This window comes from Lacticaseibacillus sp. 22 (genome assembly GCF_055413445.1).
This window is the reverse complement of record NZ_JBVAYD010000042.1, coordinates 1-12,170: the sequence shown is the minus strand read 5'-3', so window position 1 is coordinate 12,170 and position 12,170 is coordinate 1. Positions and strand designations below refer to the sequence as shown.

The window sequence follows — 12,170 nt, the reverse complement described above, 5'->3', positions numbered from 1 at the left end:
TTACGTTTTAGCTTGTGGTTGGCGCGAAGAACAAGGTATAGTGGATACAAAATTGCAAAGACGATGAGGGAGAATACCAATAAATTGAAGATTCTTTCTGAAGTCAGCCAGGTTATTATTAACGCAATAATAATGATAACAGTAACGGTAATTTGAAGATGACGCGTATTCATAATTTCCTCCGTCTGATCTAGGTTAATCGACTTCATGTTAGTCATTCTTTATGACATCTTTATCTTACCTTGTAGGCGTTATTAATACTAGAACATAGCTGTCCGTCTAAGAGTCGATATAAGTCTTGTTCCCTGCATTCCAAAAAAATGGGATGAGTTGATATGTTGGAGGCAAACAATGAGCGCAAGAACAGTCAAGTTTGATGAGTTCCTAAAAAAGCAACTCGAGAACCCCGAATTTCGTGAGGGATTTGAAGAAGAAACCTCAAAGCTAGATAGTGCCGTTGCCTTGATGAGTGCAAGAGAAGCACAAGGATTGACCCAGCGTGAGTTAGCAGAACGTGCTGGTGTGAACCGCAAATAAAGAGAAGTAGAAGTATGGTGCTAAAAGAAATACGTGGCAGAAAAGCCTTAAAATAATTGCTTGCGCACGCAAATAAATGCGACTATACTATCAGCTGGAGGTGAGCATGTGTTCAAACGCTGGCTGATACTCATGACGCTCGGGCTGTTTTTCTTTATGGTGATTATTGATGGCACCATTGTCGTCGTGGCGGTTCCAACGATCGCGCAGGCATTGGCGGTGCAGCCTAGTCAGGTGAATCTTTTGTTGACGGTGTATTTGACCACGATCAGCGTGTGTCTGTTGTTTTTTGGACAGTTAGCCGATCAAGTTGGTCGAACGCGACTTTTTATTCACGGGACGTATTGGTTTTTGCTTGGCTCGGCGGTGGCTGGATTAGGGGTGAATCTCCAGTTGGTTTTGGCGGCTCGCGTCATTCAGGCGGTTGGGGCGAGTATGACCATGGCAACGAGTTATGCCATTGTTGCCGATGTTTTTCCACCGGCGTTGCTGGGACGGGCGCTGGGAGTTGAGTCGATTTTTATTTCGTTAGGCGCGCTGGCTGGTCCGGGAATTGGCGGCTTGATTTTAAGCCATCTGCCGTGGGGATTTATTTTTTGGGTCAATTTACCGATTGGCTTAGCGTGTGTGGTGATTGAATGGCTGGTATTTCCGCGCGCATCACGGTCGCAGGCAAAAGTACAACTGGATATTCGCGGATTCCTGATACTTCTACTGCTGGGGGGATTGTTGGTGATACTGCAGATTAATCGCCAACCCCTTGTGTCAGGCGTTTTGCTGGCACTGATGGTTGTCGGCGGTTTGGGATTTTGGCAAGTTGAGCGTCATGCAGCCCACGCTTTATTGGATGTGCAGCTGTTTCGGCAATCCAGGTTCAGCCGTAATTTAGGCGCATCATTGCTGAATTATATCGGGGCGTATTTTTTCACGTTGCTGGCGCCGATTTACTTGCAAGTGCTGCTCGGCTTGCCGGTTGCGCTGGCGGGGATGTTGTTGATGTTACCGCCGCTGGTTTCGCTCGTTGCCAATCCGCTGGCGGGCGTTTTAAGCGATCGCGTTGACCAAGGGCGGCTAATGCAAGTGGGTCTGGGATTGCTGGTGCTCAGTAATTTGGCGTTTGCCTTGGTACCAGGTGGCCAACAGCTATGGCCATTTATACTGGTCGCCATGACCTTCGCTGTCGGAACCGCGCTGTTTACCAATCCCAACAGCGTCATGCTGATTCAAAGCGTTGATGCCAAAATGCGCGGGCAGGTGGGTGCGGCAACATCACTGGCACGGCAGTTAGGAATGAGCATCGGCAGCGCCTTTTCGAGCTTGGTGTTTTATCAAGTTTTGGCAATGATGACGCCCGCCCGTAACCTTGCCAAAACCGCACCGGCAGCGTTATTGGCCGCACAACGAGTGAGTTTCCTTGTTGCCGCAAACCTCTTTTTACTTGCCGCGATCATGTTAAGAAAGAAGGATGGAAAATGGATTCAGAACCAGATGAACTGATTTCGCGGGTGAACATTCTGGCCCGCCAGATTCAACACGACTTGGATCTGCGGCTGACTCCAACCAGACTCAATGCCAGTAATTATTACTTTATTTTGAAGTTAGGCAGCGTTGACGACATGCGGCAGGATACCCTTTTCAAAAAGATTCATCTTAACGCCAGCAACGTGACCAGACGCTTGGCGCAATTGATCACGCTGGGACTGGTCACCAAGGAAAAAGCGGCAGATGATAAGCGCGCCTGGGTGATCAGCTTGACGGCAGAGGGGCGGGCATTGGTGCCGCGCGTAAGCCGAATTGTCGCCGAGTACGAGGCAGAGCTGACCGCGAAACTGGCAGCTGCGGACAAGGTTAGGTTTGAACAAATACTTGACGTGCTCAATAAAACGAAAGAGGATGCGAATCGATGAAAAACGTGATGGCGATTTTAGGGATTCCGGCAGATTATCATGTGGTTCAGACAACCTCGCGAACCAGAAACGGTGAACCGGTGACAGTCGAGCGTTTGCAGACTTCCGCTGAAATCACGCCAAACAACGCACACATGACGCTGGTCCGGAATGAAGCGGGAACCGTGATCAGTTTCAACGACAGTACTTTTAAAGCTGGTGGAAAACTGCCTGCTGCTGAACGTGCGCGTCACCAAGCAAGCCAACTGTTTCAGCAGCTGGATTCGACATACGCTGCCAACTTGACTTACATGCGCACTGAACGCCAGGAGCGCCACTACTTCGATCATGGCGAACGCATCAGCACACCGGTTTACTGGATCAAGTTTGCCCACCGCAACGGTTCCTACAACTGGGTGACGATCGGGCCGGACAATCGCGTTATTGAAGTGGAGCGCGAGTCATACTGGGATTACTTTAGGAATCGCCGCGCCACGGAAATGTGGAATTATGATGATTGGGTGCTGGCATATGAAGGTAAGGGTCCACAGATGGCGGCACCGAATGCATTGGCGTGAGTATCAGGTGAAAAGACAACCTGCTGGTGAGAGAGTGAAATACCCTTGATGAGGCGAGAAAAGCAGAAAGGCAGCCTTTTGGTGAAGGAAAACACTTTTGAAGTGGTGAGGAGAAGCAAAAGGGTAGCCTTTTGGTAGGATAACGTCTTGATGCGAAGTCAGAGACAGAAAGAGGCGATCCAGTGGCAAAACCGGATTTTGAAACTTTAGTCGCGCGGCTTGGTGACTTACGGGAAGCGGCGCGCCGGCTGGCAGACGAGGATTATATCAGCGCGCGGTATAAGGGTTATAGTTCAGAAGGGCTCACGCTGGAGGAAGTGCTGGCGAAGTTGGAGACGACGGAGCATGAGATTGCTAAGTTGGAGCGGGCGTTGGAACGGTTGGCGGATGAGGAGTGAGCTTGTGAAGCGCAACCGAAAATGATGCGTATGATAGCAAATTGCTATTGATTTATGTCAGCGAGTTTGGCATCATCAGTACGCGGCAGTAGCTTGAGAAAAGCCCGCTTTGGTGAGGTGCCAAGACGGTTTTCTGGCGAAGATTGGCTGCTGGGAAAGAAAAAACCATCATGGCGTCTTGGGATAAGTTTGAAAAGAAAATGGATGCAGTAATGCCTCCACAAGAATTAAACATTATTGATGCACTTGCCAAACTCCATAGCGAACGGATTCGGCGCGGGATTTCACAGCGCGAACTTGCCAAGAAGATTGGCATGACGCAACCACAGCTAGCAAAAATTGAGCGGCTTGACTCCGTTCCTTCTTTCAATACTTTGAATCGTTATGCAGCAGGGCTGGGGCTTAAGTTGAAGATTTCTATAACTGCTTAAAAAATACAAACAGCGATGCGATTGACCCGTGTGGATAAGGAGGGTCAATTGCATCGCTGTTTTTATGATGTGGCAGGTTATTAATGAAATGTGTATTGGACTGTCGGGCAATGATGCTAATCTTTGTCTGAATAAAGATCTTGGCGAAAGGTCTATGGAGAATTGAATGTCATAGGTTATTAGCATGATCGTCAAAACTTTGTGATCCACAAAAGATTTAATGTTTCATCACTGCTGTCAATCTCCGCAGCAACGCCATGGCCTGCTTACGTGGCAGTGTGCCTTCATCGGCCAAAGCTGTCACCGCTGCTTGCACAACTCGCAGATACCGGCGCCATCCGGTTGCGGGCAAGGATTTTTTGACATCCGCCAGCAATGCCTGTAGTGCATCGGGAGTCCATCGCTTGGGTGTCTGTAAGGCTTCAGCGTACATTCGGGTGTGGAAGTCAATCATGAAAGCAATGAAAACCGGTGTTGGCATGCCCATAAATTCGGTTGCGTAAAGATCTCTTCTCCGTAAATGTGTTGCCAAGGAGAAGCCTTCACGATACATTCGATTGCCAGTTACTGTCGTCCATTCGTAGCGACCGATTTTTGTGGCATGCGGCACCTGACTAGCATAGGCCTGAGCAGCGCATACCCACGTCATGTTTAATTTAAATCCCGCGAGACTGAACGTATTGCATCTCCGGGAGCTCTGAGTAAGTCTCAAGTCCGGCAGCGTTAAGCAAAGTGACGCGATTGAAGTTATCAGGACTAATTGAGATCATGTGGCTGCGGCCAAGCTTGGCAATACCCTTGATGAAAGCGTCAGGATCGGGTAGGTGATGCTGAACCATTAACGTCAAAAACACCTGAAGAATCACAAGTCGATTGCCATACTCTTGCGGATTCTTTTGATAAGGTCGCAGCTGATTGACAACGGCGGTCAAAATTTGATCGGTATCAGTCCAACCTTGAATGCCATGACCAGTCTGCATGTACATCGTCGTACAAAACGTCTGCAAAGTTGTCATGACAGTGTCTTCATCGGTGAAATTTAGGATTTTCGTCGGGATTGGAGAGGTCATGAATCCGAGGAGCGTGCGCTGGATGTTGTTGAGCTGTGCTTGTGACATGGTGGGAGTCCTTTCGAGGAGGAAAGTTCGGATGGGGACGTTATCGTTATCATAGGGGATGTAGGGCTTTCATACAAGCATGATTCGTGCCAAAAAAGTGATGGCAGACTTTTTAAATTTGCGCTGATATTTTCCAAATCAAGGAGATATCAGCGCTTTTTATTAGCAATTGAACAAATACGGGTTAAAGCGATTATGAAGGGTGATTAATTGTTTATTGCTGGTATTAGCGCATCTTCATGCGCAATACTGATCAAGGTACAATTCGTGTCCTAAGTGAAGGAAAAAGGGTCTACTTTTTGGAATGTAAGCGACTGTTCATCTCGAACAAAGTTGGTGAAAACAAGAAAATCTGCACTTTGTCTCCATTGGGTAATCCGTGGAATGCTAAGACTGAGAGAGGCGATTTGCAGATTCTTTAAAAAGAAAATGTAAAAAATGACCAGTGCAATGGACAAATCTCAGGTAAGCGCTTTCAAAAAATTCGAATATGCTTAATGTACAGGAGAGGCTAACTATGATGTTAAAAAATGGACGTGAGTATAAACTTCAACTTTTTTTGGCACAGACTAATGAGTTTACAACTGCTGATGAAATTGCCAAACATCTAGATCTGTCGAAGAAGACTGTTTATCGTCTTATAAAACAAATCAATAACGCTAAGCCAGGTCTCAAGGTAATTGAATCGGCCAAGGGGAGGGGATATCGACTAAATCACGAAGAGTTTATCTTACAGCGAAAGACATTTCAAAGTGATGTTGCGGAAATTTCTCCTATTACTCGGCAAGAGAAAGTGATGGAAGAATTGTTGCTGGCATCGCCTAAGTGGTTGAAGCTGAGTCAGTTGTATGAAGACTTTTATGTTAGAGATTCTACGATTGCAAATGACGAAAAAGCGATTAATAAGCGTCTTTCAAATTACAACTTAAAATTGGCTAGAAAAAATCGAGCGTTACAAATAACTGGAGAGGAACCTGAAATTAGAAAAGCCATCGTGGAATTATTACAGACACTTGATGTTGTGGATATTGAGGACCTGAAGAGCACGACAAATAGCGAACTTAATCAATTTGATGTCGCACTAGTAACAGAGCAAATCGGCAAAATTGAAAAGACACTCGGCGAAAAGGTCCCGTATCCCTACAATGTCAATTTGTTTTCACATCTGTATATCCTTATCTCGCGAGTGAAAAAAGTTGCGGTAGACACTGGAGATCAAAAGCTAACTGTTCAAGAGAGACAAGTGATGAATGATGAGCCAAAAATTGCCAAGATTGCAGAAAAGACCATTCAAAGTATCGGGATATATCTCAATAAACAATTGCCTGAAGTTGAACAGTATTATCTCTTTCAATATTTAATATCTTCTAGATTACCTGACCAAACTAGTCAAGTTCCAAATTTTTCAGATGAAGTCACAAAGGTAGCCGATTTTTATTTGTCGAAAGTCGGTCAACGTCTGAACTTAGCGGTCAATAGTTCCACAATCTTTCACGAATTAGCTAATCACGTAAAGCCAATGTTGAATCGCTTGAGAAATGGTATTCGTGTGAAGAATGTTTTATTGGAGCAGATAAAACTTTCATATCAGGGTGTTTTCAAAATTGTGACAGAGGTTTCAAAGATAGTAAGTAAGAAGTTTAATTTGCCCGTAATAAGCGATGACGAGAATGGTTTTATTACACTTTATTTTGCTCGCATGAATGAGGCCCATCAATTACCTATACGTACACTTGTCATGTGTACTACAGGAATTGGAACATCTGAACTTTTAAAAACGAAGCTAAAAAAGCATTTTCCGGAATTGGAGATTGTTGACGTCATTAATACTCGAGAGTATCAACAATATCTCGAAAAATATCCAAAAGTAGAATTGATCATCACAACAGTGGGCCTTAAAGAGAAAGTTCCCATTGCATCGTTGCTAGTCAGTGCAATGCTGACGACAGAAGATCAAGCAAGGATTCAAAAGACAATTGAGGGAATTCGGCATGAAAATTGATCGGATCTTAGTATTCACTAATGTCAACTTAAAAACCAGAGAGGAAGTTTACCAGTTTGTTGTAAAGCAAGAATTCCCTTCTGACATTGAGAATGCAAAAAAACTTTCTCGCGAATTAGTGGATCGAGAAGCCCAAGGAAATATTCAGATTGCGGAAAGTATTGTTTTGCCGCACGCTGAATGCAACTACATTCAAAGGTCTAAGCTTCTTTTAATCAAAACTCAAAGAAGCATTGACACGTGGTCTTCTGATATCCATGACATCAAAGTGGTGATTGTGATGCTTCTTAAGTCGGATGAATCTCGTAACGTCAAAATGCAGTTCGTAGATATCATGAGACAGCTTGGTAAGGATGAACTTATAGAGCAATTGCTATCGGAAGATGATCCGGAATTGTTGCTGAAATTGTTGTCCTAACCATCAAAAAATGTTTATAAATGCAACTCGAAGTAAACCAAAAAATTAACTAGGTGGTTTGGAGTATGGATGTAATTAATATTATTGATCCTAAGATCGTTGATACGAGATTAAATGTGAATAATAAGTCGGAAGTTGTAACTAAATTGGCTCAAGATCTATTTACCAATGGCTATATTGATGATGTTTCTGCTTTTGTTGACGATGTCTATCTACGTGAGTTGGAAGGCCAGACTGGCATCGGTGGTTATATTGCCATTCCTCATAGCAAGAGTAAACACGTGAAAAAAATTGGTGTGGCGATTGGAATTAACAAGAAGGAAATACCATGGGAAACACTTGATGGAAAAGGGGTAAAAGTAGTCATATTGTTTGCTGTCGGAGACGACAAGGAGTCAGCAAGGGATCATCTGAAGCTTTTGTCACTTTTTGCAAAAAAGTTAGGGAGAGAAGAGGTTGTTAGTCGTCTTCTTGATGCAAAAGACACGAGTGATGTTATTGCTGCGTTTAAATGAAAAGGAGTGTTTGAGATGAAGATTGTTGGTGTAGCAGCGTGTACTGTTGGTATTGCGCATACCTACATTGCCCAAGAAAAATTGGAAACTGCAGGTAAAAACGCGGGTTCTGAAATTCATATTGAGACCCAAGGGACAATTGGTGTTGAGAACGAACTTACCCCCGAACAAATAGAAGAGGCTGATATCGTTATTTTGGCGATTGATGTCAAGATTTCTGGGGAGGAGCGCTTTAAAGGTAAGAAAATCATTCAAGTACCTACAGAGATTGCCATTAAATCGCCAAACAAATTGATTGCCAAGGCAAAAGAGATCATTGCAGCATCTGTCTGAACTTAAATGCACACTAGTTGAGGAGGGATAAAGATGAAAGCATTAAAGTCGCTCAATCTTAAAGGAAACTTGTTAACCGCGATTTCATACTTGATACCTATTGTTTGTGGAGCTGGTTTTCTCATTGCAATCGGGATGGCATTCGGAGGACACGCGCAAGATGCCCTAGTTCAGGGTAAATTCAGCTTTTGGGATGCTTTGGCCACGATGGGCGGAAAAGGACTTGGCATGTTACCCGTTGTGATTTCCACGGGGATTGCCTTCGCTATCGCTGCTAAACCAGGTATTGCTCCAGGGTTTGTTATTGGCCTAACTGCTAATGCGATTAGTGCGGGTTTCATCGGGGGAATCTTGGGTGGATTTATTGCCGGGTATCTGGTAGTTGCAATTCTTAAATATGTTAAAGTTCCAGCTTGGGCAAAAGGATTAATGCCCACGTTATTGATTCCTTTTATTGCTTCAATTATAGGTGGACTTGTAATGGTTTACGTTATTGGAGGACCAATAGCAGCCTTTACAGCGATTCTGACAGGTTTTCTCAAGGGACTAAGCTCATCTTCCTTACTTGTTTTCGGGGCAGTTATTGGTCTGCTAAGTGGTGTTGATTATGGCGGCCCAATTAACAAAACAGTCTTTGCGTTTGTTTTGACTTTGCAAGCTGAAGGTTTGAACGGACCGATTACAGCTCTGCAATTGGTCAATACAGCAACTCCAATTGGTTTTGGCCTAGCATTCTTTGTTGCAAAGTTATTTGGAAAAAACATTTACACGAAAGTAGAAGTAGAAACGCTAAAGTCAGCTGTTCCTATGGGCGTTATTAACATTGTTGAAGGAGTTATTCCTTTAGTTATGAATGACATTGTCCGAGGTGTCATTGCAACTGCTGTTGGCGGTGCGGCTGGTGGTGCTGTGTCAATGGTGATGGGTGCAGACGCCACAGTACCATTTGGCGGATTCCTCATGATTCCAACGATGTCTCATCCTTGGGCTGGTGTTGCTGCATTAGTTGTTAATATTTTGGTTACTGCATTCACATTGGCCCTCATAAAAAAGAATGTGAGTGAAGAAGATTTAGAGAAGATAAATCAAGCTGAGGAAGAAGATATCGACTTAGACGATATTAAAGTCATTTAAAAACCAAGTTTATATAATTGGCAAATGAAAGGAAGCAAAAAGAATGAAGTTTTTTCTTGACACAGCAGATGTAGAAGCAATCAAACGAATCAATAAATTAGGCCTTGTAGATGGTGTGACAACCAATCCAACTATTATTTCACGTGAAGGCAGGAATTTCGAGGAAGTTGTCAAGGAGATTGCAAACCTTGTACCAGGACCGATTTCTGCAGAAGTGACAGCAATGAAACCTGAAGAAATGATTCGTCAAGCCGAACAAATGGTCAAATGGGCCAGCAATATTGTTATCAAACTTCCAATGACAGAGGCCGGCTTGCAAGCAAATCATTATTTGACTGATGAGGGGATTAAGACAAATGTAACGCTCGTTTTCTCAGTGACTCAGGGACTTATGGCTGCAAAATCTGGAGCAACTTTTGTATCACCGTTTGTTGGGCGGTTAGACGACATTGGCACAGATGGTATTGAATTAGTAAGCAAATTAAGAAAGATATTTGATATCTATAATTTTAAAACTCAAATTATTGCGGCCAGCATTCGTAGTCGCGCACATGTTGAATGTGCTGCTTTAAGTGGTGCTCACATTGCAACGATTCCCCCAAAACTCTTTAATGAATTACAAAGTCATCCACTGACCGATCGTGGTATTGCGCAATTTGCTGAAGATTGGAAGAACTTCCAGGAAATGGAGGTAGTAAAGAGTCATGAATAACATTCAGTTTTCACCGTCCTTAATGACGATGAACTTAAATCAATTTGGTGAAGAGCTAAAGTTTCTGAGCACAAAGGTTGATTCGTTCCACATTGACATTATGGATGGGCACTACGTAAAGAATCTCAGTCTATCACCCTGGTTTATTCAAGAAGTAAGAAAGGTGACGTCGCTTCCTCTTTCAGCTCATTTGATGGTTGAAGACCCTGCTTTTTGGGTTAATCAACTGATAAATTTAAAGTGTGAATGGATTTGTATGCATATCGAAGTATTGAATGGCATCGCATTTCGTCTTATTGATCAAATTCATGAGGCCGGGTTGAAAGCTGGAGTGGTTTTGAATCCAGAAACACCTGTCAGCACAATCCTTCCTGTTATTGATCTAGTTGACAAGATTACGATTATGACTGTTGATCCTGGTTTTGCCGGCCAAAGGTTCATTGAAGAGGCGTTGAGTAAGATTGTGGATTTAAAAGAGATTCGGTCAGAGCATCATTATGATTATTTGATTGAGATGGATGGCTCATCAAACCGCAGAAACTTTCCCAGAATCGCGGAAGCGGGGCCAGATATCTATATCGTTGGCCGAAGCGGTTTATTTGGGCTAACGAACAACATTGAGATGTCGTGGGGTAAGATGACACAAGATTTTCAAGATTCAACCGGTTTAAATCTAAGTTGAGTAGAGGACTCGAACGGTGTTAACAAGAAATTCTGAACCTCCTCAATGTTTGATTCGATAGATGAACAAAAAGTAAACACCTTATGTATCTTGTATTAAAGCATTAGGGACCGTTGAATCGCTTGATTATGAAAAAATCAAACAGATAAATTTGAAAGCGCTTTTCCCAGTGCAGCTATTTCTCATCCAGCGGAAAGACCTGCACAGCTGTCTTAAATGCATTTGGTAGGGCGCTTCTGGGGAGAATTTATATTAGCGACTACTGAACAAATCGATGAGAAGTCGCATCGAAAGAGGGTGTTCGAACAATGCTTGATGATTTAATCACTCGGGAAATGATTCAATTTTCTGATAAGACATTAGATTGGAAAGAGGCGATCAAACTTGCTGCAAGACCTCTGAAGGATTTTGGCTTTATTGAACCGCGTTATATCGAGGCGATGATTAACAAGGTTGAAAAATATGGAGCCTTTATTCATATAGGGAAAGGCATCGCTTTGCCTCACGCGCGGCCAGAAGAAGGGGCGAAAAGGGTAGGCATGTCAGTTCTAAAGATGAGCCATCCAGTTTTATTACTGGGACAAAAAGAGCATCCCATAACAGTATTTATTTGTTTGTCTGCTGTTGATAATACAATGCATTTAAAAGCATTGGCACAGCTGACAACGATACTTTCCGATGAGCATAACTTGGCGTGTTTGTTAAACGCTCAGAATGATGAAGAGATCATCTCAGTATTAAGTGAAGGAGCGAAATAAAATGAAAATTGCAGCTGTTTGTGGATCTGGACTGGGGTCAAGTTTCATGGTCGAGATGAATATTCAAGGCATTTTAAAAGATCTTGGAGTAAATAATGTGGAAACTGCTCATTTTGATGTCGGTAGCGCGATGGAAGGGAGTGCCGATTACTTTTTCGTGGGGAAAGATTTAGCTGATAGTCTCAGTAACTTAAAGAATGTGATTGTTCTCGACAGCATTATTGATAAAAAGGAATTAAAAGAAAAGTTAGAGCCACTTCTAACAAACCAAAGCCAAGGTTAAATCGTCGCCGAAAGGAGGATTAATAAGATGAATGGATTCTTGAAGGTCTTAGTTGATATTGCTAGCACACCTGCAATTCTAGTCGCTTTAATTGCAATCCTAGGTTTGGTTTTACAACGCAAACATGTTAGTGATGTGTTGAAGGGTGGGATAAAAACTTTTGTGGGGTTTTTAGTGTTAACGTCCGGCGCAGGTGTTGTTACAGGATCGTTGACACCGTTTGGAAAGATGTTTCAACAAGCCTTTCATGTCACAGGGGTGGTTCCAAACAATGAGGCTATTATTGCTATTGCAATCAAAAACTTCGGTACCGCCACTGCACTGATTATGCTTTTCGGCATGGCAGCCAACATTCTTTTTGCACGATTAACGAAGTTTAAGTATA

19 protein-coding genes are annotated in these 12,170 nt (G+C 43.3%); 16 read left to right on the top strand and 3 right to left on the bottom strand.

Annotated elements, in window-relative coordinates; genetic code table 11:
- Positions 1-218, bottom strand: a 218-nt coding sequence (locus ACWP87_RS13205; RefSeq protein WP_463843715.1) for a hypothetical protein, incomplete at its 3' end; no start/stop codon positions are given.
- A gap of 133 nt (positions 219-351) precedes the next feature.
- On the opposite strand from ACWP87_RS13205, the gene ACWP87_RS13200 reads away from it, so the two are divergent.
- The 6 genes from ACWP87_RS13200 (at position 352) to ACWP87_RS13175 (ending at position 3,830) form a co-directional block, all read left to right on the top strand.
- On the top strand, positions 352-537 hold the full coding sequence (locus tag ACWP87_RS13200) for a helix-turn-helix domain-containing protein (RefSeq protein ID WP_014569048.1): 186 nt from the start codon (positions 352-354) through the stop codon (positions 535-537).
- A gap of 108 nt (positions 538-645) precedes the next feature.
- Positions 646-2,034, top strand: coding sequence for an MFS transporter (locus tag ACWP87_RS13195; RefSeq protein WP_014569049.1), 1,389 nt, complete (start codon positions 646-648; stop codon positions 2,032-2,034).
- Positions 2,010-2,444 carry a MarR family winged helix-turn-helix transcriptional regulator gene (locus ACWP87_RS13190; RefSeq protein WP_014569050.1) on the top strand — a complete coding sequence of 145 codons (435 nt, stop codon included), beginning with the start codon at positions 2,010-2,012 and terminating at the stop codon, positions 2,442-2,444. The genes ACWP87_RS13195 and ACWP87_RS13190 overlap by 25 nt, the downstream gene beginning before the upstream one ends.
- Entirely contained in the window at positions 2,441-3,001 is a 561-nt protein-coding gene (locus ACWP87_RS13185; RefSeq protein ID WP_014569051.1) for a hypothetical protein, read from the top strand. Before ACWP87_RS13190 ends, ACWP87_RS13185 begins: the two co-directional genes overlap by 4 nt.
- Positions 3,002-3,183: 182 nt before the next feature.
- On the top strand, positions 3,184-3,399 hold the full coding sequence (locus ACWP87_RS13180) for a hypothetical protein (RefSeq protein ID WP_005685107.1): 216 nt from the start codon (positions 3,184-3,186) through the stop codon (positions 3,397-3,399).
- Between the two features lie 170 nt (positions 3,400-3,569).
- Complete coding sequence (locus ACWP87_RS13175) at positions 3,570-3,830, top strand: helix-turn-helix domain-containing protein (protein ID WP_029944079.1); 261 nt, start codon at positions 3,570-3,572, stop codon at positions 3,828-3,830.
- Between the two features lie 217 nt (positions 3,831-4,047).
- On the opposite strand, the gene ACWP87_RS13170 is transcribed toward ACWP87_RS13175, so the two are convergent.
- Together ACWP87_RS13170 and ACWP87_RS13165 are read right to left on the bottom strand one after the other, a co-directional pair.
- Complete coding sequence (locus tag ACWP87_RS13170; protein WP_223804857.1) at positions 4,048-4,479, bottom strand: hypothetical protein; 432 nt, start codon at positions 4,477-4,479, stop codon at positions 4,048-4,050.
- A 7-nt stretch (positions 4,480-4,486) separates the two neighbouring features.
- A complete protein-coding gene (locus ACWP87_RS13165) occupies positions 4,487-4,948 on the bottom strand; it encodes a hypothetical protein (protein WP_005714881.1) in 462 nt (153 codons plus the stop codon).
- Positions 4,949-5,465: 517 nt separating this feature from the next.
- Here ACWP87_RS13165 and ACWP87_RS13160 point away from each other — a divergent pair.
- From ACWP87_RS13160 to ACWP87_RS13115, 10 genes are all read left to right on the top strand, one after another.
- On the top strand, positions 5,466-6,950 hold the full coding sequence (locus ACWP87_RS13160; protein WP_014569054.1) for a BglG family transcription antiterminator: 1,485 nt from the start codon (positions 5,466-5,468) through the stop codon (positions 6,948-6,950).
- Complete coding sequence (locus ACWP87_RS13155) at positions 6,940-7,368, top strand: PTS sugar transporter subunit IIA (RefSeq protein WP_014569055.1); 429 nt, start codon at positions 6,940-6,942, stop codon at positions 7,366-7,368. Before ACWP87_RS13160 ends, ACWP87_RS13155 begins: the two co-directional genes overlap by 11 nt.
- Positions 7,369-7,433: 65 nt before the next feature.
- Positions 7,434-7,883, top strand: a complete 450-nt coding sequence (locus ACWP87_RS13150; RefSeq protein WP_014569056.1) for a fructose PTS transporter subunit IIA — start codon at positions 7,434-7,436, stop codon at positions 7,881-7,883.
- Between the two features lie 15 nt (positions 7,884-7,898).
- Positions 7,899-8,216, top strand: a complete 318-nt coding sequence (locus ACWP87_RS13145) for a PTS fructose transporter subunit IIB (RefSeq protein ID WP_014569057.1) — start codon at positions 7,899-7,901, stop codon at positions 8,214-8,216.
- 33 nt (positions 8,217-8,249) lie between these two features.
- Entirely contained in the window at positions 8,250-9,350 is a 1,101-nt protein-coding gene (locus ACWP87_RS13140) for a PTS fructose transporter subunit IIC (protein WP_005714887.1), read from the top strand.
- A 43-nt stretch (positions 9,351-9,393) separates the two neighbouring features.
- Entirely contained in the window at positions 9,394-10,062 is a 669-nt protein-coding gene (fsa, locus tag ACWP87_RS13135) for a fructose-6-phosphate aldolase (RefSeq protein WP_014569058.1), read from the top strand.
- On the top strand, positions 10,055-10,744 hold the full coding sequence (gene alsE / locus ACWP87_RS13130; RefSeq protein ID WP_014569059.1) for a D-allulose 6-phosphate 3-epimerase: 690 nt from the start codon (positions 10,055-10,057) through the stop codon (positions 10,742-10,744). The genes fsa and alsE overlap by 8 nt, the downstream gene beginning before the upstream one ends.
- Before the next feature lie 308 nt (positions 10,745-11,052).
- Entirely contained in the window at positions 11,053-11,502 is a 450-nt protein-coding gene (locus ACWP87_RS13125; RefSeq protein ID WP_014569060.1) for a PTS sugar transporter subunit IIA, read from the top strand.
- A 1-nt stretch (position 11,503) separates the two neighbouring features.
- Entirely contained in the window at positions 11,504-11,785 is a 282-nt protein-coding gene (locus ACWP87_RS13120) for a PTS sugar transporter subunit IIB (protein WP_014569061.1), read from the top strand.
- 27 nt (positions 11,786-11,812) lie between these two features.
- The coding region (locus ACWP87_RS13115) for a PTS transporter subunit IIC (RefSeq protein ID WP_029944082.1) at positions 11,813-12,170 on the top strand (358 nt) is incomplete at its 3' end.

Bases quoted from the DNA above. Each gene is read 5' to 3' on its own strand.
- ACWP87_RS13200 (WP_014569048.1), top strand. From the start codon at position 352: ATGAGCGCAAGAACAGTCAAGTTTGATGAGTTCCTAAAAAAGCAACTC.
- ACWP87_RS13190 (WP_014569050.1), top strand. From the start codon at position 2,010: ATGGATTCAGAACCAGATGAACTGATTTCGCGGGTGAACATTCTGGCC.
- ACWP87_RS13185 (WP_014569051.1), top strand. From the start codon at position 2,441: ATGAAAAACGTGATGGCGATTTTAGGGATTCCGGCAGATTATCATGTG.
- ACWP87_RS13175 (WP_029944079.1), top strand. From the start codon at position 3,570: ATGGCGTCTTGGGATAAGTTTGAAAAGAAAATGGATGCAGTAATGCCT.
- ACWP87_RS13170 (WP_223804857.1), bottom strand. From the start codon at position 4,479: ATGACGTGGGTATGCGCTGCTCAGGCCTATGCTAGTCAGGTGCCGCAT.
- ACWP87_RS13165 (WP_005714881.1), bottom strand. From the start codon at position 4,948: ATGTCACAAGCACAGCTCAACAACATCCAGCGCACGCTCCTCGGATTC.
- ACWP87_RS13160 (WP_014569054.1), top strand. From the start codon at position 5,466: ATGATGTTAAAAAATGGACGTGAGTATAAACTTCAACTTTTTTTGGCA.
- ACWP87_RS13155 (WP_014569055.1), top strand. From the start codon at position 6,940: ATGAAAATTGATCGGATCTTAGTATTCACTAATGTCAACTTAAAAACC.
- ACWP87_RS13150 (WP_014569056.1), top strand. From the start codon at position 7,434: ATGGATGTAATTAATATTATTGATCCTAAGATCGTTGATACGAGATTA.
- ACWP87_RS13145 (WP_014569057.1), top strand. From the start codon at position 7,899: ATGAAGATTGTTGGTGTAGCAGCGTGTACTGTTGGTATTGCGCATACC.
- ACWP87_RS13140 (WP_005714887.1), top strand. From the start codon at position 8,250: ATGAAAGCATTAAAGTCGCTCAATCTTAAAGGAAACTTGTTAACCGCG.
- fsa (WP_014569058.1), top strand. From the start codon at position 9,394: ATGAAGTTTTTTCTTGACACAGCAGATGTAGAAGCAATCAAACGAATC.
- alsE (WP_014569059.1), top strand. From the start codon at position 10,055: ATGAATAACATTCAGTTTTCACCGTCCTTAATGACGATGAACTTAAAT.
- ACWP87_RS13125 (WP_014569060.1), top strand. From the start codon at position 11,053: ATGCTTGATGATTTAATCACTCGGGAAATGATTCAATTTTCTGATAAG.
- ACWP87_RS13120 (WP_014569061.1), top strand. From the start codon at position 11,504: ATGAAAATTGCAGCTGTTTGTGGATCTGGACTGGGGTCAAGTTTCATG.